Origin of the sequence: Rhodococcus gannanensis (assembly GCF_042681175.1) — a bacterium.
Lineage (GTDB): Bacteria > Actinomycetota > Actinomycetes > Mycobacteriales > Mycobacteriaceae > Rhodococcus_G > Rhodococcus_G gannanensis.
The window spans coordinates 52,375-72,959 of record NZ_JBHUFB010000022.1 but is presented as its reverse complement, the minus strand read 5'-3'; the positions used below and the strand labels follow the sequence as shown (position 1 = coordinate 72,959).

Annotated in this window: 21 protein-coding genes, 1 tRNA gene and 1 riboswitch; of the genes, 10 read left to right on the top strand and 12 right to left on the bottom strand. The window is 68.5% G+C overall.

The window, feature by feature from the left end:
* Positions 1 to 96: 96 nt before the first annotated feature.
* Together ACFSJG_RS25785 and ACFSJG_RS25780 are read left to right on the top strand one after the other, a co-directional pair.
* A complete protein-coding gene (locus ACFSJG_RS25785) occupies positions 97 to 1,464 on the top strand; it encodes a lysine N(6)-hydroxylase/L-ornithine N(5)-oxygenase family protein (protein WP_378488099.1) in 1,368 nt (455 codons plus the stop codon).
* Positions 1,461 to 1,694 carry an MbtH family protein gene (locus ACFSJG_RS25780; RefSeq protein ID WP_007532125.1) on the top strand — a complete coding sequence of 78 codons (234 nt, stop codon included), beginning with the start codon at positions 1,461 to 1,463 and terminating at the stop codon, positions 1,692 to 1,694. Before ACFSJG_RS25785 ends, ACFSJG_RS25780 begins: the two co-directional genes overlap by 4 nt.
* A gap of 31 nt (positions 1,695 to 1,725) precedes the next feature.
* Here ACFSJG_RS25780 and ACFSJG_RS25775 read toward each other — a convergent pair whose 3' ends face one another.
* On the bottom strand, positions 1,726 to 3,177 hold the full coding sequence (locus ACFSJG_RS25775; protein ID WP_378488098.1) for a threonine/serine exporter family protein: 1,452 nt from the start codon (positions 3,175 to 3,177) through the stop codon (positions 1,726 to 1,728).
* Complete coding sequence (locus ACFSJG_RS25770) at positions 3,177 to 3,551, bottom strand: nuclear transport factor 2 family protein (RefSeq protein ID WP_378488097.1); 375 nt, start codon at positions 3,549 to 3,551, stop codon at positions 3,177 to 3,179. Before ACFSJG_RS25770 ends, ACFSJG_RS25775 begins: the two co-directional genes overlap by 1 nt.
* 141 nt (positions 3,552 to 3,692) lie before the next feature.
* Between ACFSJG_RS25770 and ACFSJG_RS25765 the strand changes: the two genes are divergently transcribed.
* Positions 3,693 to 6,860: a multicopper oxidase family protein gene (locus tag ACFSJG_RS25765; protein WP_378488096.1), complete on the top strand. Its 3,168-nt coding sequence runs from the start codon at positions 3,693 to 3,695 to the stop codon at positions 6,858 to 6,860.
* Between the two features lie 102 nt (positions 6,861 to 6,962).
* On the opposite strand, the gene ACFSJG_RS25760 is transcribed toward ACFSJG_RS25765, so the two are convergent.
* Positions 6,963 to 8,096 (bottom strand): epoxide hydrolase family protein, encoded by a 1,134-nt coding sequence (locus tag ACFSJG_RS25760; RefSeq protein ID WP_378488095.1) that lies wholly within the window; start codon positions 8,094 to 8,096, stop codon positions 6,963 to 6,965.
* Between the two features lie 78 nt (positions 8,097 to 8,174).
* On the opposite strand from ACFSJG_RS25760, the gene ACFSJG_RS25755 reads away from it, so the two are divergent.
* Complete coding sequence (locus ACFSJG_RS25755) at positions 8,175 to 8,645, top strand: MarR family winged helix-turn-helix transcriptional regulator (RefSeq protein ID WP_378488094.1); 471 nt, start codon at positions 8,175 to 8,177, stop codon at positions 8,643 to 8,645.
* Positions 8,646 to 8,658: 13 nt separating this feature from the next.
* On the opposite strand, the gene ACFSJG_RS25750 is transcribed toward ACFSJG_RS25755, so the two are convergent.
* A complete protein-coding gene (locus tag ACFSJG_RS25750; protein WP_378488093.1) occupies positions 8,659 to 9,609 on the bottom strand; it encodes a helix-turn-helix transcriptional regulator in 951 nt (316 codons plus the stop codon).
* A gap of 93 nt (positions 9,610 to 9,702) precedes the next feature.
* Here ACFSJG_RS25750 and ACFSJG_RS25745 point away from each other — a divergent pair, with 93 nt between their 5' ends.
* Positions 9,703 to 10,116: a VOC family protein gene (locus ACFSJG_RS25745; protein ID WP_378488092.1), complete on the top strand. Its 414-nt coding sequence runs from the start codon at positions 9,703 to 9,705 to the stop codon at positions 10,114 to 10,116.
* A 62-nt stretch (positions 10,117 to 10,178) separates the two neighbouring features.
* On the opposite strand, the gene ACFSJG_RS25740 is transcribed toward ACFSJG_RS25745, so the two are convergent.
* Genes ACFSJG_RS25740 through ACFSJG_RS25720 form a run of 5 tightly spaced genes read right to left on the bottom strand, consistent with a single transcriptional unit; the run spans position 10,179 to position 16,430 of the window.
* Entirely contained in the window at positions 10,179 to 10,769 is a 591-nt protein-coding gene (locus tag ACFSJG_RS25740; protein ID WP_378488091.1) for a nucleotidyltransferase family protein, read from the bottom strand.
* Positions 10,766 to 11,875 (bottom strand): XdhC family protein, encoded by a 1,110-nt coding sequence (locus ACFSJG_RS25735; protein ID WP_378488090.1) that lies wholly within the window; start codon positions 11,873 to 11,875, stop codon positions 10,766 to 10,768. Before ACFSJG_RS25735 ends, ACFSJG_RS25740 begins: the two co-directional genes overlap by 4 nt.
* 31 nt (positions 11,876 to 11,906) lie before the next feature.
* Positions 11,907 to 12,872: an antibiotic biosynthesis monooxygenase gene (locus ACFSJG_RS25730; protein WP_378488089.1), complete on the bottom strand. Its 966-nt coding sequence runs from the start codon at positions 12,870 to 12,872 to the stop codon at positions 11,907 to 11,909.
* 10 nt (positions 12,873 to 12,882) lie between these two features.
* Positions 12,883 to 15,606, bottom strand: coding sequence for a molybdopterin-dependent oxidoreductase (locus ACFSJG_RS25725; protein ID WP_378488088.1), 2,724 nt, complete (start codon positions 15,604 to 15,606; stop codon positions 12,883 to 12,885).
* On the bottom strand, positions 15,603 to 16,430 hold the full coding sequence (locus ACFSJG_RS25720) for an FAD binding domain-containing protein (RefSeq protein ID WP_378488087.1): 828 nt from the start codon (positions 16,428 to 16,430) through the stop codon (positions 15,603 to 15,605). The genes ACFSJG_RS25725 and ACFSJG_RS25720 overlap by 4 nt, the downstream gene beginning before the upstream one ends.
* A 109-nt stretch (positions 16,431 to 16,539) precedes the next feature.
* Between ACFSJG_RS25720 and ACFSJG_RS25715 the strand changes: the two genes are divergently transcribed.
* Positions 16,540 to 16,611, top strand: a tRNA-Thr gene (locus tag ACFSJG_RS25715).
* Between the two features lie 57 nt (positions 16,612 to 16,668).
* Here the strand turns inward: ACFSJG_RS25715 and ACFSJG_RS25710 are convergent.
* Positions 16,669 to 17,037, bottom strand: a complete 369-nt coding sequence (locus ACFSJG_RS25710) for a hypothetical protein (protein ID WP_378488086.1) — start codon at positions 17,035 to 17,037, stop codon at positions 16,669 to 16,671.
* A gap of 164 nt (positions 17,038 to 17,201) precedes the next feature.
* On the opposite strand from ACFSJG_RS25710, the gene ACFSJG_RS25705 reads away from it, so the two are divergent.
* The 3 genes from ACFSJG_RS25705 to ACFSJG_RS25695 are packed head-to-tail and all read left to right on the top strand — an operon-like array spanning position 17,202 to position 18,485.
* On the top strand, positions 17,202 to 17,330 hold the full coding sequence (locus tag ACFSJG_RS25705) for a hypothetical protein (RefSeq protein ID WP_378488085.1): 129 nt from the start codon (positions 17,202 to 17,204) through the stop codon (positions 17,328 to 17,330).
* Positions 17,331 to 17,339: 9 nt separating this feature from the next.
* Positions 17,340 to 17,738: a tail fiber domain-containing protein gene (locus tag ACFSJG_RS25700; RefSeq protein ID WP_378488084.1), complete on the top strand. Its 399-nt coding sequence runs from the start codon at positions 17,340 to 17,342 to the stop codon at positions 17,736 to 17,738.
* A gap of 45 nt (positions 17,739 to 17,783) precedes the next feature.
* Positions 17,784 to 18,485 (top strand): dienelactone hydrolase family protein, encoded by a 702-nt coding sequence (locus tag ACFSJG_RS25695; protein WP_378488083.1) that lies wholly within the window; start codon positions 17,784 to 17,786, stop codon positions 18,483 to 18,485.
* On the opposite strand, the gene ACFSJG_RS25690 is transcribed toward ACFSJG_RS25695, so the two are convergent.
* The gene (locus tag ACFSJG_RS25690) at positions 18,482 to 19,300 is read right to left on the bottom strand and encodes an ABC transporter (protein ID WP_378488082.1); all 819 of its coding nucleotides are present in this window, start codon (positions 19,298 to 19,300) and stop codon (positions 18,482 to 18,484) included. The genes ACFSJG_RS25695 and ACFSJG_RS25690 overlap by 4 nt on opposite strands.
* 54 nt (positions 19,301 to 19,354) lie before the next feature.
* Positions 19,355 to 19,669 (bottom strand): DMT family transporter, encoded by a 315-nt coding sequence (locus ACFSJG_RS25685; protein WP_378488081.1) that lies wholly within the window; start codon positions 19,667 to 19,669, stop codon positions 19,355 to 19,357.
* A gap of 15 nt (positions 19,670 to 19,684) precedes the next feature.
* A riboswitch (guanidine-III (ykkC-III) riboswitch) is annotated at positions 19,685 to 19,747 on the bottom strand.
* A 123-nt stretch (positions 19,748 to 19,870) separates the two neighbouring features.
* Here ACFSJG_RS25685 and ACFSJG_RS25680 point away from each other — a divergent pair.
* On the top strand, positions 19,871 to 20,575 hold the full coding sequence (locus ACFSJG_RS25680; RefSeq protein WP_378488080.1) for a response regulator transcription factor: 705 nt from the start codon (positions 19,871 to 19,873) through the stop codon (positions 20,573 to 20,575).
* Positions 20,576 to 20,585 lie beyond the last annotated feature (10 nt).

Here is a 20,585-nt window from a genome sequence, read left to right as displayed (position 1 = left end):
AGATTAGGGTAGGCTGCGCTATCAATTGTTGTCGGTTCGTCGAAGCCGCCAACGGAGAACGGAACCGCCGCCTCGCGGCGAGGATGGACGACTGAGATGCCTTCGACAGGGGAAGCCGGCAGCGACCGGGGCGAGGTGTACGACATCGTCGGTGTCGGGTTCGGGCCCGCCAACCTCGCGCTCGCCATCGCGATCGAGGAACACAACGCGGCCTGCGCGCCGCAGGACCGCGTGCGCGCTCGATTCCTGGAACGGCAGGTCGAGTTCGCATGGCACCCGGGCATGCTCCTCGACGGGTCCACCATGCAGATCGCGTTCCCGAAGGATCTCGTCACCTTCCGGAACCCGGCGAGCTCCTACAGCTTCTTCAGCTACCTGTTCGACAAGGGTCGTCTCGTCGACTTCGTCAACCATCAGACCTTCTTCCCGTCGCGGCACGAGTTCAACGACTACCTGTGCTGGGCGGCGGGCAAGGTGGACGCCGAGGTCGCGTACGGCGTCTCGGTGACGTCGGTGACCGGCGTCGAGTCGGCCGACGGCGGGGTGGACGAGTTCGTCGTCGAGACCTCCGGCGGCGAGCGACTCGTCACCCGCAACGTGTCGATGGGCGCCGGACTGCGGGAGCGGCTGCCCGAGTGGGCGACGGAATCGCCCCGGTGCTTCCACAACCACCGGTTCCTGTTCCACCTCGATCGCCTCCCCGAGATCCGACACAACCGGTTCGTGGTGCTCGGGGCCGGCCAGAGCGCCGCCGAGGTCGTGCAGTACCTGCACACCAACTACCCCGACGCCGAGGTGCACAGCGTCTTCTCCCGGTACGGCTACAGTCCCGCCGACGACAGCCCGTACGCGAACCGCATCTTCGACCCGGTCGCCGTGGACGAGTTGCACGGCGCCACCCCCGCGGAGCGCGAGCGGATCCTCGCCCTGCACAAGAGCACCAACTACTCGGTCGTGGACATCGAGCTGATCAACGAGCTCTACTCGACCGAGTACCAGGAGCTTGTCAACGGGCGGCGCAGGCTGTTCATGCGCCGCGCCTCCGACGTCGTCTCCGTCGTGGACGGGGACGACGGCATCGAGATCGGGGTGCGCAGCAACCTCGACGGACTGACCGACACGCTCAAGTGCGACGCGCTGGTTTTGGCGACCGGATTCGCGCCCGCGCCGCTGGACGACCTCCTCGGCGACCTCGCTCCGGCCGCCGGCGCCGTGCCGGACGTCGCCCGCGACTATCGCCTGCGTACGCCGGGCAATGTGCGCGCCGGAATCTACCTTCAGGGTGGAACGGAGAAAACGCACGGACTGACCGCGTCGCTGTTGTCTAATGTCGCGGTACGTGCAGGCGAGATTCTGACTTCGATCGTGGATAATCGGTCTGCACGACACGACCTTGATAGGGTCGAGGCTTCCACAGGGGTGGACAGCACTTCGAACGAGTTTGCGACAAGCGAGGCCAAATGAGCACCAATCCCTTTGACGACGAAGACGGTCGCTTCTATGTGCTCGTCAACGACGAGGACCAGCACTCGCTGTGGCCCACGTTCTCGGAGGTCCCGCAGGGCTGGCGTGTGGTGTTCGGCGAGGACAGCCGACAGGCGTGTGTCGAGTACGTCGAGAAGAACTGGACCGACATGCGGCCGAAGAGCCTGCGTGAGGCCATGGAGAAGGACAAGGCTGCCGGCAACGGCTAGTCGGTCCGGATGGTGAGCGGCCCCGGCCGCGTCACCGCCAGAACCACAGATTCCGCGCTCCGGACCCGTTCTGCATTCGTTGCAGGAACGGGTACCGGAGCGCTTCTGTTCTGCGGAGCATCCGTGGGCGCCGCAGTGTTCGGGCGCCCCACTCGCCCAGTGTCACGCCCGCGGCGAGGGCGACCCCGATACCGAATGCCGACATCATGCCGCTGATACCGAGCAGGAGTTCGTCGTTGAGCAGGGCATACAGCCCGCGGTACAGCGACAGACCGGGCAACAGGGGGGTGATCCCCGACACTGCGATCACCAGCGGCGGGGTCAATGCGCGACGGGCCAGCAGGCCGCCGACGAAACCGACGACGGTCGCGGCGATCGCGGTGCCGACCACCGGCCCGATCAGCATGGCGAGGCCCAGGTTCAGCACGAGGATGCCTGCTGCCCCGCTGAGTGCGGCGACCACGACGGCGCGCCGCTCGGCGTAACAGGCGAGCGCGAAGAACAGCGATGTGGCAGCGCCGGCGACGACCTGCACCGGGAGTTCGGTCAGACTCGTCGAAAACTGGCTCGGAGCGGTGAGCGGAAGCGGTGTCCCGAACGCCGCCGCGATGCGCAGGGACAGCGCGACACCGGCGATCATGCCTCCGGTGAGCATCAGGACCTCGAAGAACCGGGCCACACCGGTCACGGGGGCGCCCGTGATCGCGTCCTGCACGGAACCGACCAGGGCGAGCCCGGACAGCAGCACGGTCAGTCCTGCGGCGATGACCAGCGACGGTTTCACGTCCAGGGACAGGGGTTCTCGCAGCGCGTAGAGGATCCCGGCGGGGGAGGCTGCGATGAAACCACCCACGACCTGCTGGAAGAAGATGGGTAGCCCGAATCGGTTGAGGGACGTGTTCACCAGGTAGATCACCGCGGTCGTCAGCAGGCTGACGAGAGCGATCAGGGTGCCACCGCCGAGCAGCATCGCGACGGACGCGGCCATCCCGGACCACGCGATGGTGGCGACCCAGCGGTTGTAGGGATGCGGGGAGTGCGTGATGGCGCTGATCTCGGCGAGCGCGATCACCGGGTCGATGGCCTCGGTACGCAGTTGCCGCGTCAGCTTGTCGACAGCGGCGAGCCGGGTGAAGTCGAGCGACCGGTAGTGCACGATCCGCATGCTGGTCGCGGGCGGCATCGTGGGCCCCCGGTACGCGCTGACACGGATCGAGTTGTACGTGACGTCGACGTCGCAGCGGGCCAGCCCGTAGGTGGCGGCGACGAACTGGACCTGAGCGGCGGTGTCCACCGCGGACGTTCCCGCCGCGAGCAGGACCTCGCCCGACCGCACAGCCAGGTCGAGCACCTGGGCGACGCGGGCGTCCTCGGTCAGGTCGATCGGTTGGAGCGGTGTCGGCGCGGCGACCGGCTCGTCGACGACCGCGCGTTCGCCGACGAGCTTTCCCAGGGTGGTGACGGCCGACTGCCACCAGGCCATCAGGACACCGCGTCCTCTTCCGTCAGATCGGTCGCTTCGAACGCGGACGCCAGATCCTTGTGCAGGAAGATCGACGTCACCTGGTCGTGCACCACGCGGAACGCCGCTGCGGTGGTCGTCGACTCCTCGGGCCGGACGGCGACCGTCCGCTGTTCCTCGACGACGACGACACCGTTGTGCACGAACATCCGGCCCGGGTTCAGTGTCAGCCCGGCGGTCGACGCCCATTCACGCAGTGCGTTGATGCCCTGACCCGCGCCCGTCTGGTCGGCGATCTCGACGTCGTCGCTGGAGAGGGCGAGCAGGGTGTCGAGGTCGGAGCTGTTCAACGCGTCGTGCCACGCGAGGACCGTGGCGATCTCGGATGTGCTCATGGCTGCCACGCTATCGGTTTCCGGGCTTCTGGGCGCGCACGCGGATCGGCTTCGGCGATGGCGTCTCGGTCGGCGAACTATGCTTCAGGAGCGCTGACGTTTCCGCGCCGGCGCATTCCGGTTCCGGAACGGGGCAGCCCGATGGTCGCGAATCGCACGAAGCCGCCGAGCGCACTCGCGTGCGTGATCGCATCGCTCTTGTTGATCCTCTCCGGATGCACTGTCGGCGGATCGGGGACGGACGATGCCGCGGGCGTGTTCGCCGGCCCGGGCGGAAGCCCTGCCGCGTACAGCGAACCCGTCCGGCTCACCAGCGAGGACGGGGTGCTCGAGGTGCGGCTGTCCGCGCACCAGGGCACCGTCCCCCTCGACACCGCGTCCGCGCCGGTCTCGAATTTCCTCCTGTTCGGGTACGAACTGATCCGCGGAACCGCATCCGACGGCGCGACCTCGGGCGACGACCTCTATCCCGCTCCGACCCTGCGTGTCGACCCGGGGGAGAACCTGATCATCCACTACGACAACGACCTTCGGGACCTGACGATCGAGGACTTCTACGACCCGGCGTTCACGGGTGCGGGCGCCGAGGTGCCGCTGTATCCCCGCGCGCTGTCGGAGGCGCCGCTGAATCTGCACACCCACGGCGTACACGTCAGCCCGGACGGCAACGCGGACAACGTGCTGCTCTCGATCCCTGCGGGGATGGGCAACGTGTACGACTACGCGGTCCCGGACACCATGCCGAACGGGCTCTACTGGTACCACAGTCACCGCCACACCCTGACCGCTCAGCAGACGTACGCGGGTCTGGCCGGACTCCTGGAGATCGGGCGTCCCGACGGCAACCTGCCCCTGGTGACGCAGAACGACATCCCGATCCGGACGATGGCGCTGCAGTACAACTACGTCTTCGATCGCAAGGGTCGCGGTCGTCAGCTGAACGACCCCACGTGGCCGCAGTGGGTGAGCACGCTGACGCCACCGGAGGGGTCACAGCTGTCCGACGGCACGTACCGTCCGAGTCTGGCGCCGGTGAACTTCTCGGATTCGACGATCGGCGCGCAGTACCTCACCAACTGGTACGCCGGGCCGTTGTCGCCGGCGAATCATCGCGGCCAGAACCAGTTCGTACCCGGAAACCTGCAGACCTTCACCAGCGAGACGACGACCGTGCGCGCCGATCCAGGGTTGCCGGAGAATCAGCGTGACGTGCAGTTTACGGTCAACGGGCGGTTCCAACCCGCGCTGGCGGTGAAGCCGGGTCAGACGGAGATCTGGGTGCTGGCCAACATCAGTGACATCGCGTACATGCCGGTTCGTCTGACCGAAACCGCGACGGGCGCCCACCCCGAGTTCGCGATCGTCGGGCAGGACGGAAATCCGTTCACCCGGGTGGAGCGCCCGGTCGACGGTGACGGCACCCGCCTCGTGATCCCGCCCGCGTCGCGGTTCGCCATCGCGGTCACGATGCCGGAGCGCGGAGACCTGGTGTTGGACATGCCGCCGCTCGAGGGTTCGAAACCGGTCACGAATCCCGGTGTGCTCTACACCAACGACGGCACCGAGGGCTCTCCGGCGGAACTGGGCACGATCACTGTGGACCCGTCGGTCATCAGCTACGCCGACGGATTCTTCACCTTCCCGATCCAGACACTGCTGCGGGTGACCCCCGACGAGGGCGAGGGGCGGACGACTGCCTTCGAGCCCGGACAGAACCTGGACACCTACACGTCTTTCGTGGACACGTCGGTGATGACACCGGATGTGACGCGGGGCCTCACCGTCTCGGGCGGGTTCGGCAACGAGAAGGCCAGCGCCAGCGACCCCAAGGCGTTCACCTACGAATTCGACGCCAACACCTTCCCGAACATTCCGCTGATCCAGCCACGCCTGAACTCGGTCGAGGAATGGGTGATCACCAACCGCAACAACGACGAGCATCCGATGCACGTCCACGTCAACGACTTCCAGGTCATGGAGATCGTCGATCCCGTGGCGGGGACCAGGACCGGGGTCCAGCCGTGGGGACTGGACAACGTCAACGTGCCGGCGCCGGTGACGGACGAGAACGAGAACGCACTCGAACCCGCGTCGGTGACGCTGCGCACCAAGTTCACCGAGTACACAGGCACTTTCGTGATCCACTGTCATCGACTCAACCACGAGGACAACGGGCTGATGGCATTGGTCAGCGTGATCCCCGAGGTGTCGGCGTACGCGGTCGCGGTCCCGGGCTCGCCCGGCACACCGGCGACGGTGCGGGTGCTCGACGGGAACGGTGACCGGGTACTGGCGGCGGTGACGCCGTTCCCGGCGTTCGAGGGCGTGCCGTCGGTGGCGATGGCGGACGTGAACGGCGACATGGTGCTCGACCTCGTCGTCGGGACGGGACCGGGGGTTGCACCCGAGGTGGTCGCCTACGACGGTGCGGACGGAATCTTCGCCGACGAGGTGGCCCGATTCGCGCCGTTCGAATCCGGCTTCCGCGGAGGGGTGAGCGTGGCGGGTGCCGACATCGACGGAAACGCATTGGCCGACAACATCGTCGTCGGCGCGGGTCCGGGAGCCCCGTCGCAGGTGACGGTGTTCTCCTCGGCGCTGCCGTCGAAAGGTGGAACACCCGAGGTGTTCTCCAGTTTCGCGCCCTATCCGGGATCGACGACCGGGGTGACCCTCGCGACCGGACTGGTCGACATCGGATCCGGCCGTCCGAGCATCGTGACCGCGCCGGGGCGGGGCGAGGCGCCGCTGGTGAAGACGTTCCGCTACGACCTGTTCGAACCGACGGCCGCGGTCAGGGGGCCGGGCGGCCACGATGCCCACGCCGGGCACGTCGCCGGTGTGGGTGAGCCGCGGACGACGGCCGAGTTCCTCGCGTTCGACGACGGCTACCGCGACGGCGTCTCGTTGTCGACCGGATGGGTGGCGGGCGCGGAGGGCGGCGCGAAGAGCATCGTCACCGGCATGGCAGGCGGCGCGGGCGAGGTGCGCGTGTGGTCGAGCGGATCGCGGCTCGACGGCGAGCCCGCCATGTACCTCGAGAGCCCGAATCACCATGCAACAGAGGTGGATTTCCGGCATATCGCTTCGTTCGAACCGTTCGTGGGCAGCGGCGTCCAGGTCGCGACGACCAGCACCACCACCGGTGCGGACCTGCTCGTCAGCGGCAACGGGCCGACCGGTGCGGAGGTACGCAGATTCGGGTTCGCTCGGCCCGAGCCGCAGGCGACGACCGTCGTGCCGACGGTCGTCGGAACGTCGGCTCCGATACCCGTCGGCGCGGCGCCGATTCCCTTGGGAGGGCGTTGACGGAAGCGAGACGTCAGCGCCGCGAGCCGGCATCGCCTGCGCCTTCGGCGGCGGTGGCGGACACATCTGGAGTGCCACGGCCCCTGACTCCGATGCCACCGGCTATTCGGTGCGGATCGACCGGAAAAAGGTCCGGACGTCGCCGACCAGGAGGTCCGGTACCTCGAGTGCTGCGAAGTGCCCGCCTTCGTCGAACTCGCTCCAGTGCACCAGGGTCGGGTTCGCCTTCTCCGAGACACTGCGGACCGGTCGGACGATGTCGTGTGCCAACACGGCCATCCCGAGTGGTGCGGTGCCCGTCGGTCCGCCGGCACGAGGGCTGCCCGTCTCGAAGGTCAGGCGTGCAGACGAGCCGGCGGTGCCGAACAGCCAGTGCATCGAGACGATGGTGAGGAGGGTGTCGTCGGGCAGAGGGTGGGCCGGGTCGGTCCATTCTCGTGTCTTGTCCGCGATCCAGGCCAGTTGTCCCACGGGCGAATCGGTCAGCGAGTATGCGATGGTCTGTGGCCGCGTCGCCGACATCCGCATGTAGCCGGGAGGGCTCGCCAGGAACTCGCGGATCCTGTCGGCACGGGCGATGTCGCTCTCCGAGAGCCCGTCGTGGGGGACGGGGCCGTGCGGCAGGTAGTTCACGTGCACGCCGATCACGGCGTCGGGTGCCTCGACGGCGAGCAGTCGGGACACGCCCGATCCCCAGTCTCCGCCCTGCGCGCCGTACCGCTCGTAGCCGAGCCGGCGCATGAGTTCGGCGAAGGCCCGGGCGACTCGGGCGCAGTCCCAACCCCGTTCGCGCGTCGGCCCCGCGGGGCCGAAGCCGGGAATGGACGGGATCACCACGTGGAACGCATCGGCGGCGTCTGCCCCATGGGCCCCTGGATCGGTCAGCGGGCCGATCACGTCGAGGAACTCGACGAAGGTGCCGGGCCATCCGTGGGTGAGGATCAGGGGTGTCGCATCCGGCTCCGGGGAGCGCACGTGCAGGAAATGCACGGTGGCTCCGTCGATTTCGGTGACGAACTGCGGGTGGGCATTGATTGTCGCTTCCCGGGCGCGCCAGTCGAATCCGTGCCGCCAGTGGTCGGCCAGCTCCCGCATCCGGCTCACGGGGATCCCGTAGTCCCAGGCGGCACCGTCCACTTCGTCGGGCCAGCGGGTGTTCGCCAGTCTTAGGTGAAGGTCGTCGAGGGCGGACCGGGGGACGTCGATCCGATACGGCGTGATGGCGGGGTCGGGCACGGCAACCTCCGAGTATTTGTTGGTAATGCCAACGATACACCACTTGTTGGTGTCGCCAACGATAAATAGGATGGACGCATGCAACCCTCCGACGACGCACCACCTGCCGCGCTGTCCGGCTCGCCGAGCTGGCTCGTGGGGCAGGCAGGCATCTACGCCCAGCGGCTGCTGAACGAGCGGATGGCGAGTGGTGACGCGCACCGGCACCAGCTGTCGGTACTCGAGGTGCTGGACGAGTTCGGGGCCGTCAGTCAGGCCTCGATCGGGCGGCGCTGCCACCTCGACCGGAGTGACGTCGCCGCGCTCGTCGGTGAGCTCGAGGGCGCGGGACACCTGCGGAGGGAGTCGGACCCGGTGGACCGGCGGCGCAACGTCGTCACCATCACGCCCGGCGGGACCGCACGACTGGCGCAGCTGCGTCGGCTGGCAGCCGCCGCCCGCGACGACCTGCTCGAGCCGCTCACCGCCGGTGAGCGTGCACAATTGACCGCGCTCCTCGAGAGGGTCGTCGAACACCACACAGACCTGCGCGGGTCGGCCTGGGCCTGAGGCCGGACGCCGGTCAGCGCCCGCCGTCGTACCGCGCCGCGAGCTCGGTTCCGATCCGCGCCAGTTCGTCACGTACCGCCTGCGGTTCGAGTACCTCGACGTCAGCGCCCCAGCCCGCGAGGTTGCGGGCGATGTCGAGCGGGGTCGGGGCGGCGAGGCGAACTTGGGTGCGGCCGTCGTCGGCGGTGCCGTCGACGTGGCAGTGCCTGCCGAAGTGGTCGCGCAGGATGGGCACGAACCGCGGTGCGATGAGTACGGTCGCCCAGGTGGTCGACCGACGTTCCTCCATCTTCCCGACCACCTCGTCCCAGGCTGCGGCGAGTTCGAAGTCGTCGGGACGATCGGCCGGCTCGTCGGTCACGTCGGCCTCGGCGATTCGGTCGACACGGAAAGTTCTTCGGCCACGGTCGGTTCCGGCAATCAGATACCAGGTGTCGTCCTTGTCGACGAGACCCCATGGTGCGACGAGGCGCTCGCTGCGTTCGCGGGCGCCGTTGACATAGACGAGGCGGACCTGTCGCCTGCGGACCACCGCGGACTGCAGCATGGCGACCATGTCCGGTCGGTCGCGTTCACGTTCGCCCCATCGGGTCGGGTCGATCATCACGGCCTCCGCGGCCGCCTCCGCGTCGGCGCGGAACGTCTGCGGCAGCGCGCGGACGAGTTTGCGCAGCGCGGACTTGGCCTCCGGCGAGACCGCTGCGGCGGGGCCGACGAGCAGGAACAGGGCCTGTGCCTCGGTGGCGGACAGGCCGGACAGGTCGGTGCGGGCGCCGCCGACGAGGGACCATCCGCCGCCGCGCCCGGACTGTGGGTACACGGGGATGCCTGCCGCGGACAGTGCTTCGAGGTCGCGGCGGGCGGTGGCCACGGACACCTCGAGTTCACCCGCGACCTCGGCGGCGGTGACGCGGCCACGGGACTGCATCAGCAGGAGGGTGGCGACGAGTCGGTCTGCGCGCATGGTTCGAGGTTCCCAGAAAAAGTGCTCATTTGGTGAGCACTTTGACGGCGAGGATGGATTTCGACAGGTCAGCCACGAAGAGAGGAACCACCGATGTTGCGAGGACTCACCACCGTCAGCTTCTACGCCGACGACGTCGCCGCCGCCCGCGACTGGTACGCCGAGGTGCTCGGCACGCCGGCGTACTTCGACCGCGAGGTCGACGGTCACACCGCGTACGTCGAGTTCCGCATCGGCGACTACCAGCACGAACTGGGCATCGTCGACGCGCGGTTCGCGCCTCACGCCCGGACCGAGCAGCCCGCGGGTCAGGTGACGTACTGGCACGTCGACGACGTCCTGGCCGCATTCGAGCGTCTGCTCGCGCTCGGCGCGACCGTCCACGACAAGCCCCTCGAACGAGGCCCGGGTTTCGTCACCGCATCCGTCGTCGACCCGTTCGGCAACATCCTCGGAGTCATGTACAACCAGCACTACCTGGACATGCTCGCCGCGACGGGGGCGTGAGACGCGACGACCCCGGATCCCGACCGGACAGCGCAACTCGCTGCGGTCGGCATCCGGCCCGATCAGCCCGGCGCCCGCTCGAAGCCGGTCGGGTGGTCCCGGTCGGCGCCGGTCGCGAGGTCCCCACACGGCACCCGGAGCACCAGCGAGTCGTGTTCGCGCAGGTACTCCCGCGCACCCGAGTCTCCGACCGCACTCTCGGACACGGCGTTCCAGTGCCGGCGCGCCAACACGACGGGGTGCCCGGGACGCTCGCCGAACCACGCGCGAGCCAGACCGCCCGGAGACCGGGTGGCGGCTCCCAGAACGCGCGCCACGACGGGAGATCCGACGTCCGGCAGATCGACGAGGTGAACGACAGCGAAGTCGGTGCCGGGATCGTCGGCCGCGGCGCTCAGACCCGCACGCAGCGACTCGCTGACGCCGACCGCCCAGTTCGGCGCGAACACTGCCTCGGCGCAGCGGGGGAGGGGCGGGGTCGCGGCGCCCAACACCACCAGGACGCGGTCGCAGCCCCCGCGGCGCAGCGCGGTGACCGCGGAGTCGAGCCAGAGGCCGTGGTGAGAGAGAACTTTCGGCTCTCCGTAGCGGGCACCGGCGCCGGCGGCGAGCAGTACGCCGGTCGCTCGGCGATGAGACGGGTCGACGGTCACGACGGGTTCACCGTGGTCACGATGTCGAGGAGGCTCTCGTTCGCGCGGTGAATGGGACCGTCGAGTGCGGTGAGGGCGCGTCCGGAGCCGCCGCGGCGCTTCGCGACGATCTCCGCGAGGATCGAGACCGCAGTCTCCGCCGGGGTGACGGCCCCGAGGTCGAGTCCGATCGGTGCACACAGGCGGGCCAACTCGGTGTCGGTGATGCCCTCGGCCCGGAGCCGTCGAACGCGGTCGCGATGGGTGCGCCTGCTGCCCATCGCGCCGACGTAGCCCGCCGCCGACCGCAGCGCGATCATCAGAGTGGGCACGTCGAACCGCGGATCGTGCGTGAGAACACAGATGGCGGTCGAGGGCAGGATGTCCACCGATGCGAGGTGATGGTGCGGCCGGTCGACCACCACCTCGTCGGCCTCCGGAAACCGTTGCGTCGTCGCGAACACGGCCCGCGGATCGCACAGCGTCGTCGTGAACCCGAGGACCGTCGCCGCCCGAATGAGGGGGCGCGCGAGATCGACGGCGCCGTACACCACCAGCCGGGGCGGTGAGGGGATCGACGTGAACACCACTCGCTCCCCGTCGATACTCTCCCGGTACGTGGTCACGGCGGTGTTCCCGACGAGGCATGCCCGCGCGAGTCCGACGACCGCCGCGTCGAGTCGGGGCCCGCCACCGGTCCCGGCCACCGCGTCGGCGGTCACGACCATCGACCGGCCCCGGCCCACGAGCGTGGCGAGCACCACCGGCCGCCCGCCGTCGATCGCATCGGACATCGCCACGAGGCCCGGCAGCCGACTCGCACCCGCCGGCTGCACGAGCACTTCGATCGAGCCACCGCAGACCAGACCGATGGCATTGATCCCGTCGGTGTCGGAATACCGGCGCAACTCGGGCCGCCCCGTCTCCATCACCGCGACAGCGACGTGCCAGAGGTCGCTCTCGATGCAACCGCCGGTCAGGCCCCCGGCGACGGTTCCGGTGTCGGCGAACACCATCACACTGCCGACCGGGCACGGCGCCGACCCGGTCGCCGCGACGATCGTCGCCGTGGCACAGTCGATTCCGGTGCGATGCCACTCGGCGATCTGGTGCAGGATCTCACGCATCGTGGGTCCGTTCCGTTGGTGGTCGCTCGGGTCAGGGCAGGGTCCAGAACCGTCTCGTCACGAGATAGAACACGACAGCCCAGAACACCATCGCCACAGCGACGATGCCGAGTCCACGTAGGTTCGTCCGCAGCGCCGGTGCGTCGGAGCGGGGGCGGAGCCAGCGGCCCAGCAGCGGATTCACGTAGTAGGGCATCGTCACGAAGCTCATCACGAAGCTGGACACCAGGTTTCCGACGAGCAGACCGAGCCACAGTGGCATCTTCAACGGGGACAGCGCGAGTGACAGCAGCACGATCGTGGGATACAACCCGACCCACACCGCGATCGCGGTCTTCGTTTCCGACGGTGGTTTCTCGCCGCTCTTCTCGTCGAAGCTGAACCAGCTACCGAAGGAACCGTCGACTGTGCGCGAGGTGAACTCGTGGAACGCCGCTCCCTCGTAGAGGAGTCGTTTCCTCTCGTCGGAGGTGATCCACGTGAGTAGGTTCGCCGCGGTGTCGAAGCGGTACAGCGCGGTCCATTCGTCCTGTACACCCTCGACGGGGCGGAACAGTTCGGAGCCGCGGTATCCCTCGAATCGGCCCTCGGCGACACGCATCCGGTCCTGCCAGGCGAGGAATTCGTCCACGCTTCCGGGGTCGACGCGGTGGGTCACCACGACCGTGACTAGCTGATCGGAGGGGCGTGATCCGCCCGCCACCACCTGCTGCGTTGCCGGTCCGTCGAGGAGGTGTTGTCCGCGGACGAGCCGCTCCTGCCGGGTCGAACTGTTGATCCAGGCCTGCACGTGCGCGACGGAGTCGAACCGGTACACCACCACCCAGTCGGGCTGCACAGCAGTGGGTTCGGTGATCTCGGCGCCGAGGAAGCCGGAGTAGCGCGAGGCCTCGACGTTGATCTCCTGCTGCCATGCCTTGAACTCGGACTCGAATCCGGGACGGACTCGCTGGCCGATGATGACGGTCGCGGTGTCGCCGGTGTGCTCGCCGATCATCGCCGCGCCCCTACCGCAGCCCGGACGGGTCGAATTGCGGCGTGGCCAGCTGTGAGTGGATGCGTTCGGGTGTCAGCGGCAGTTCCCGGAATCGCACCCCGGTCGCATCCTGGAGTGCGTTGGCGAGTGCGGGTGCCACCGGATTGATGCAGCATTCCGCCATGCCCTTCGCGCGCATCGGGCCGACCGAATCCGAGGAGGTGACGAGCAGCACCTCGGTGCGGGGGATGTCGGCGAACGTCGGGATCCGGTAGTTGCGCAGGTTCGGGTTGATCATGACCCCGTTCGCGTCGACGTGGTGGTTCTCGGTCAGCGCGAAGCCGATGCCCTGTGCGACACCACCCTCGATCTGCCCCCGTACCTGCGCCGGGTTGACGATCACCCCGGCGTCGGTCGCGTGCACACTGCGCAGAATGTGGATCTCGCCGGTCACCGTGTGCACCGCGATGCGGAAGCCGTGGGTGTTCGAGACGACGCTGCGCGGGGACCCGAATGCCTTCCGGGCCGCGGACAATCGGATGCCGCGGCGAGAGGCGGCGTCGACCAGATCGGTCAGCGTCATGCGGGTGTCCCCGCAGACGACGCCGTCGTCGTCCATCGTGCAGTCGGTAGTCGGGACCCCGGTGTGGTCGGCGGCAAAGGCCAGGATGCGGTCCCGCAGTGCCGCGGACGCCTTGAGCACGGCGTTGCCCGCGACGGCGAGCCCGGCGCTCGCGAAGGCGCCGGTGTCGAATCCGGTGCGGTCGGTGTCGGACTGCACGAGGCGCACTCGGTCCGGAGTGGTGCCCAGCTGCTGGGCTGCGATCTGCACGTGCGCCGTGGACGTCCCCTCTCCGAATTCGACCGTGCCCACGGCGATCTCGTACACACCGTTCTCACCGAGGGTCGCCCACGCCTCGGAGAGGTGCTCGGTCGGGGGCGCGGTCTCGTGCAGTGAACTCGCGACGCCGGTTCCGATCAGCCAGTCGTCCCCGAACACCTGGCCGTCCCGATCTCGGTGCAGCGCCGCGTCGACCAGGTCGATACAGGGGGACAGGCCGTCCTCGCCGAACACGACGTCGTCGGGGCCGTCCTCGAACGCGACGAGGGAGTCCCCGGGCCGCACGATGTTCCGGCGCCGCAGCTCCAGCGGATCGATGTGGAGGGCGGCCGCCAGCTCGTCCATCGCGGACTCGATCGCGAACGCCGGCTGCGTCATGCCGTAACCACGCAAGGCACCGCTGGGCACCGTGTTGGTGTAGACGGAGTACCCGTCGAACCGTTTGTTGGCGCAGCGGTAGAGCATCACGGCGGCGCCGCCGGCGAACAGCGTTTCGCCGCCGTGGTTTCCGTAGGCGCCGGTGTTCGAGATGTTCCGGACACGCATCGCCGTGAGGGTGCCGTCCGACTTGGCGCCGAGGGTCACGGTCAGGCTCATCGGATGACGCGGCGAGGCGGTGGTGAACTCCTCCTCGCGGGTGTACTCGAGGCACGTCGGCCGCCCGGTGTCGAGGGTGGCGAGGGCGACCAGATCCTCGGCGATGACCTCCTGCTTGCCGCCGAACCCACCGCCGACCCGCATGCAGAACACGCGCAGCTGGTCGGGTCGCAGGTCGAACAGGTGGGAGAGCTTCACCTTCGCGATCGACGGCGACTGCGAACTGGTCCGTACGTGCAGCCGGCCGTCCTCCATCCACGCGATCGACCCGTGGGTCTCGAGATGCGCGTGCTGCACGCGCGGTGAGAAATAGGTGCCCTCGTGGACCACGTCGGCCGCAGAGAGACCGGCATCGACGTCGCCGACGTGACCGTGCAGTTCGAGCAGGATGTTGTGCGCCGGGTCCCGGACGAACGGATCGTCCGAACCGTGCAGCTGCGGTGCGCCGTCCGCCATCGCATCCTCTGGATCGAAAACCGCCGGCAACAAATCGTATTCGACGGCCACGCGTCGGCAACCCTCCTCTGCCGCCGCGACCGTGTCGGCGAGCACCGCGACCACCCGCTGCCCGACGAAGCGCACGGTGTCGTCGAGGATGTACGTGTCGTCCGGGTCGACGAGGTGATCGGTGTGAATGGCCGTGGTGAATCGCTTACGGGGCACGTCCTCCCACGTGTAGACGCGGTGTACACCCGGCACGGCCAGCGCGGCGGATCTGTCGATCGAGACGATGCGAGCGTGCGCGTGCGGCGAGTGCAGCACCTTCAGGTGCAGCATCCCGTCGATCCGGGTGTCCATCGTGAACTCGGCGTGGCCCGTCACCACGTCGGTGGCCGCCGGGGCCCCGACACTGGTACCCACGACGCGGCCGGGTTCGGCGACCTCGATCGCCGCGACACCGTTCACCGCGTCCTCGACGGCACGATATCCCGTGCAGCGGCAGAGATTTCCCTTCAGCGCGCGTGGGAGGTTCTCGCGGTCGCGGTCGGTGAGTGTCGCCGCGGTCATGATCATCCCCGCCGTGCAGAACCCGCACTGGAATCCGGGGGCGTCGCGGAACTGTCGTTGCATCGGGTGCAGGTCGTCGGGAGTGCCGAGCCCCTCGATCGTGGTCACCTCACGACCCGCGGAACGAAACGCGGGTGTGATGCAGCTGTGCACCGGGATGCCGTCCAGCCACACGGTGCAGGCGCCGCAATCGCCTGCGTCGCAACCCTTCTTGACCCCGTGCCAGCCGAGTTCGCGCACAAAGGTCCGCAGGCACTGCCCGGGACCGGGCTCCGCGTCGGACGGCACGCCGTTGATCGAGTAGCTCACGGCCGGTCCTCCTCAGCGAGTTCGACGCGCATCTGCTCCGCGAAGTGCCGGGTCAGGTGGCGGCGATGGTCCGCGGTCCCGTTCGGATCCTCGAACCACACGTCCCCCGGGAGATCGTCGATGCGGTCCCGCAGCGTCGCGGCGTCGGGCGTCGAGTCGAATGCGAGGCGGATCGGACGGGTCGTGCCCGCCGTGATCGTGAGCAACAGGTCGGTGGTGCCGGGAGTCCGAGTTGCCGCCAGGAACACCGTCGACCGCCCCAGCCTCGTGAGGCTGAAACGCCGGTGTGTGTGTCGCTTGCGCAGGGCGTCGGCGGGCAGGTGGATCGACCGCAGCAGCTCACCCGGAGTCAGGATGTTCCGGTTGTCGCCGGTCACGAAGTCCGCCGCGGCGACGGTGCGCTCGGTTCCGTCCGGCGCGCAGAGTGTGTAGGTGGCCTCGAGCGCGACGGACAGGGTGATCATCGGGCCTGCGGGGAGGGACAGGCAGATGTTGCCGCCCACCGTCGCGGCGTTCCATACCTTGAACGACGACAGGAAGGCCTCACAGCTGGTTCGTGCGAGCGAGAATGCGGGCCAATGATCTTGCGGCGCAGTTTCGTACAGTTGACGAATCGTGCAGGTCGCGCCGATGTGCACGCCGTCCTCGGTCACGGTGACGGCGTCCCATCCGAGGGCGCTGAGGTCCACGAGGCGACGCAGGTCGGGTTGGGGGACGGAGAACAGCCAGGTTCCTCCGGCCAGCCAGGCGTCACCGTCACGCCAGTGCACCATCGGAGGATCGGGCGGTCGGCGGACCACCTCGGTGATCGTGTTCAGATCCATGGGACGGCTCCCGTCCAGGAATTGACCAATCAACGATATCCGAGCGGTCCGGGCATGGTCCGGCGTTTGGACGGTTCGGACGGATGGATATGATGGGCGCGCTTCACGCGCCTCCTTAGCTCAGTGGTAGAGCACTCGCCTTGTAAGCGAAAGGTCGTCGGTTCAATCCCGACAGGGGGCTCGTCCCGGCCCTGAACTGCTTCCAGCAGTTCAGGGCCGTTTTCGTGGAGCCGGGCGATCAGCAGCCGCCGGAGACCGCCGCCTGGACGCCGCGGGTGAAGTCGGCCTTGTCCTGCTCGGACTTGGACGCCCAGTCCGGCTCGGCCTCCGCGATGGCGATGAACTCGTCGGCGACCGCCTGCGGAGCCTGGTCGCCCTCGCTCAGGCCCGATGCCTTCAGGGTCTCGAGGTAGGCCAGCACCCCGTTGCAGGTGTCCGTGTAGATGTCCCCGGTGCCCGCGGGGGTCTCCAGTGCGTCGGCGCCCGACTGCGACTCCGCCGACGTCGCGGGAGCGGCGTCGGACGAGCCCGAATCGGAGTCGGATCCGCAGGCCGCGAGCAGGGACACCGACACGGCCGCGAGTGCGGCGAACATGATGCGTTTCATGATCGGTATCTGTATCAGACAGTTCGAGGAAACCGGACATCCTTCTCTGTTTCGGCTGTTGCATTCCCAGGTCAGGAGGACGAGCGTGGAGGTGTCCACTGGTGGGGGCGGCTCCGTGACAGGCGGCCCCGACAAATCGACTCGACGAGAGCCTTGGAGGAATCATGCTCGGACTCGTGATCGGTCTCGCCGGCACCGCGGTTGGCGTCGGAATCGGACTGCTCGGCGCGGGCGTAGGTGTGTTGCTCAGTGACGCCGGATCGAAGCATCACGTTCGACCGCTGCGGCCCTGACCAACGCGAATGACGCAATCACCCACAGTTCCCGGTCGAACCGAAGGCCGGGAACCGTCGCGTCACCACCCGGTCGAGTGGGTCCGCTCCCATCTGACCCGCCGCCGTGGGGTTCCCGCCCCCGACGGGGTGCCCGAGGGCGCGAACGACGTCCTCGAACGGCTCGCCACCTTGCCGCTCAGTGTGTGGAGTTACCGGTTCGACGACGAGTCGGTGCGGCACCTCGGGCCGATGGCCCAGGACTTCGCGTCGACTTTCGGTCTCGGTTCGTCGGACCGCAGCATCGCGCAGGTCGACGCGAACGGCGTGTGCATGGCGAGCGTGCAGGCCCTGTACCGCCGGCTCGTGGTGGTCGAGGGCGAACTGGAACGGCTGCGGGAGTCGAGCGGCCCGGCCGAATCGGAGTGACCGCACTATCCTGGCGCCACAGCACCGTATGTGGGAGGCCAGCGCATGCCCGAAGTCAACGTGGACACCCCGGATGGACCCGTCTCCGCGGTCCTCGAACGTCCGGACGGTGACGGCCCGCATCCCGGCGTCGTCGTCGTGCACGACGCGCTCGGCTTGAGCCCCGACATCCGCGGGATCGTCCGCGACATCGCGGACCACGGGTACGTGGCGCTGGCCCCCGACCTGTACTCGCGTGGCGGCACGGCCCGCTGCATGCCGGGTGTCTTCCGGGATCTGCTCGGGCGCCGCGGGCGGGCGGTGTCGGACCTGCTCGCCGCCCGCGACCATCTGCGCTCGCTCCCGGACTGCTCGGGTGCAGTCGCGGTCGTCGGGTTCTGCATGGGAGGCGGATTCGCGTTGGCGTTGTCGCCGATGGGGTTCGACGCCTCCGCGCCGTTCTACGGGGTGCTGCCCCGGCCCCTCGACGAGGCGCTGTCCGGCGCCTGCCCGATCGTCGCGAGCTTCGGTGCTCGGGACCCGATCCTCCCCGGCGCGGGGAAGAAGCTGACGGCGACGCTGGAGCGGCAGGGCGTGCCGCATGACGTCGAGACCTACTCCGGTGTCGGCCACAGCTTCGTCAACCACCTGCCCGCCGGCCCCGCCGCACCGCTGTTGCGGGTCGTCGGATTCAACTACGGCGAGGAGCAGGCGGCGGACGCATGGCGCCGCGTGTACTCGTTCTTCGACGAGCACCTGACCCGCTAGGGGAGTTCGTTCCCGTTGGGCCGGCCGCTCCGGAGCCAGCGCCCGGGGAGCTTGCCTGCGAGGTCGCCGAGCGGGCCGACGGCGGCGCTCAGGACGCCGACGGTTTCGCGGAGAAGTTCGACGCTGTCCCCGAGCTGTTCGAGGTTCGGGGCGAGCGAGGTGAGGGTCTCCGACAGCGACACGATCTGGTCGAGCGGCCCGTTCTCGGCGATGATCCGTTCGAGCGGGCCGTCCTTCGCGAGCAGGGTCTCGAGGACACCGCCCTCCTCGATCGCCCGGTCGATGATCCCGCCCTCCTTGGTGAGGGTCTCGAGCGGGCCTGCGGTCGCGGTGAGGCGCTCCAGCGGTCCGTCCACGGCGGTGAGCCGGTCGAGCAGGCCGCCCGGTGCGAGCAGTCGCTCGACGGGGCCGTCCTCGTCGAGGAGCCGCTCGACGGGGCCGCCGGGAGCGAGGACCCGGTCGAGGGGTCCGCCGGGTTCGATGATCCGTTCCAGGGTGCCACCGGGCGCGGTCAGCCGGTCCACGACGCCGCCCGGTTCGAGCAGCCTGTCGACGGGACCGCCGGGGCGCATCGCCTGCCCCAGCGGCCGCTGGTCGGAGGCGAGTTCGGCGACCTGTTGCAGAAGTTTGAGCGGCCCGGACGTGTTCGTGGCGCCGGCATTGCCGAGGCTGACGAGTCCGCCGAGGTCGCCGGTGGCCGACGCGGCGAGTGCGATCCGGGTCGCCCCGAGCGCTGTCTCGACGACGCCGAGGGCGGAATCGGTGATCGCCAGTCCCACCCGGGCCGGCAGTGTGACCATCGCCACCAGGTTCATGCGTTTACTGTAACCCGCGAGTCACGGACAAAACCGTGACCCGCGGGTGCGGATTCAGTGCAGGACCTTGAGGCCGACCACGCAACCGACGATGCCGAGGATGAGCAGCACCTTCAGTATCGACGCGGATTCGGAACCGGTAACCATCGCGTAGCCCACGGTCAGGGCGGCGCCGATACCCACCCAGACGGCATACGCGGTGCCGATCGGCAGGGTCCGCATCGCGTATGCAAGGCCGCCCATGCTGGCGACGAGCGCGACACCGAACACCACGGACGGGGCGAGTCGGCTGAAACCCTCGGACCTGCCGAGTGCGGTCGCCCAGACCGCTTCGAGGACACCCGAGACAACGAGTACGAGCCATGCCATGACGGAAACACTCTCCAGGCACCGTCTTGTCGCTGGCCGGGTACGGTGCGCTCGTCCGGATGTCGTCGTTGACGCTTCCACCGTAGCAACACCGCACAGCACTCCGGTGTCTCCTGTGAGCGATCTGACCCGATGCCCGCTCACAGGAAACTCGCAGGCTTCGGTCAGCGTTCCGCCAGCGAACGGGGTGATGATGACGTGGTGACTGGGACGAAGACCGACGCCAAGATCCTCATCGTCGACGACGAACCGAACATCGTGGAGTTGCTCTCGGTGAGCCTGCGATTCCAGGGGTTCGACGTGGACACCGCGTCCACCGGCGCAGAGGGACTCGACAAGGCCAAGTCGTTCCGCCCCGACGCCCTGATCCTCGACGTGATGATGCCCGGCATGGACGGCTTCGGTCTGTTGCGCCGGTTGCGCGCCGACGGAATCGATGCCCCGGTGCTGTTCCTCACCGCGAAGGACTCCGTGGAGGACAAGGTGTCCGGGCTGACGCTCGGCGCCGACGACTACGTGACCAAACCGTTCAGCCTCGAAGAGGTGGTCGCGCGGCTGCGCGTCATCCTGCGGCGGGTCACGAAGGAGGGCAACGAGGTCGAGCCGTCCCGAATCGCCTTCGCCGACATCGAACTCGACGACGACACCCACGAGGTGTGGAAGGCGGGCGAACCGGTCTCGCTGTCGCCCACCGAGTTCACCTTGCTGCGCTACTTCATGGTCAATGCCGGTGTGGTGCTGAGCAAACCGCGCATCCTCGACCACGTCTGGCACTACGACTTCGGGGGCGAGGTCGGCGTGGTCGAGTCGTACGTCTCGTACCTGCGCCGCAAGGTCGACACCACCGAACCGCGACTGATCCACACCCTGCGCGGCGTCGGTTACGTCATGCGTGAGCCGAGGTAGCGGGGTGCGT

Coding starts and splice junctions, on each gene's coding strand:
- ACFSJG_RS25700 (WP_378488084.1), top strand. CDS start 17,340: ATGACGCAATCACCCACAGTTCCCGGTCGAACCGAAGGCCGGGAACCG.
- ACFSJG_RS25690 (WP_378488082.1), bottom strand. CDS start 19,300: ATGAACCTGGTGGCGATGGTCACACTGCCGGCCCGGGTGGGACTGGCG.
- ACFSJG_RS25695 (WP_378488083.1), top strand. CDS start 17,784: ATGCCCGAAGTCAACGTGGACACCCCGGATGGACCCGTCTCCGCGGTC.
- ACFSJG_RS25770 (WP_378488097.1), bottom strand. CDS start 3,551: ATGAGCACATCCGAGATCGCCACGGTCCTCGCGTGGCACGACGCGTTG.
- ACFSJG_RS25730 (WP_378488089.1), bottom strand. CDS start 12,872: ATGATCGGCGAGCACACCGGCGACACCGCGACCGTCATCATCGGCCAG.
- ACFSJG_RS25745 (WP_378488092.1), top strand. CDS start 9,703: ATGTTGCGAGGACTCACCACCGTCAGCTTCTACGCCGACGACGTCGCC.
- ACFSJG_RS25765 (WP_378488096.1), top strand. CDS start 3,693: ATGGTCGCGAATCGCACGAAGCCGCCGAGCGCACTCGCGTGCGTGATC.
- ACFSJG_RS25755 (WP_378488094.1), top strand. CDS start 8,175: ATGCAACCCTCCGACGACGCACCACCTGCCGCGCTGTCCGGCTCGCCG.
- ACFSJG_RS25710 (WP_378488086.1), bottom strand. CDS start 17,037: ATGAAACGCATCATGTTCGCCGCACTCGCGGCCGTGTCGGTGTCCCTG.
- ACFSJG_RS25705 (WP_378488085.1), top strand. CDS start 17,202: ATGCTCGGACTCGTGATCGGTCTCGCCGGCACCGCGGTTGGCGTCGGA.
- ACFSJG_RS25720 (WP_378488087.1), bottom strand. CDS start 16,430: ATGGATCTGAACACGATCACCGAGGTGGTCCGCCGACCGCCCGATCCT.
- ACFSJG_RS25780 (WP_007532125.1), top strand. CDS start 1,461: ATGAGCACCAATCCCTTTGACGACGAAGACGGTCGCTTCTATGTGCTC.
- ACFSJG_RS25685 (WP_378488081.1), bottom strand. CDS start 19,669: ATGGCATGGCTCGTACTCGTTGTCTCGGGTGTCCTCGAAGCGGTCTGG.
- ACFSJG_RS25750 (WP_378488093.1), bottom strand. CDS start 9,609: ATGCGCGCAGACCGACTCGTCGCCACCCTCCTGCTGATGCAGTCCCGT.
- ACFSJG_RS25785 (WP_378488099.1), top strand. CDS start 97: ATGCCTTCGACAGGGGAAGCCGGCAGCGACCGGGGCGAGGTGTACGAC.
- ACFSJG_RS25735 (WP_378488090.1), bottom strand. CDS start 11,875: ATGCGTGAGATCCTGCACCAGATCGCCGAGTGGCATCGCACCGGAATC.
- ACFSJG_RS25775 (WP_378488098.1), bottom strand. CDS start 3,177: ATGGCCTGGTGGCAGTCGGCCGTCACCACCCTGGGAAAGCTCGTCGGC.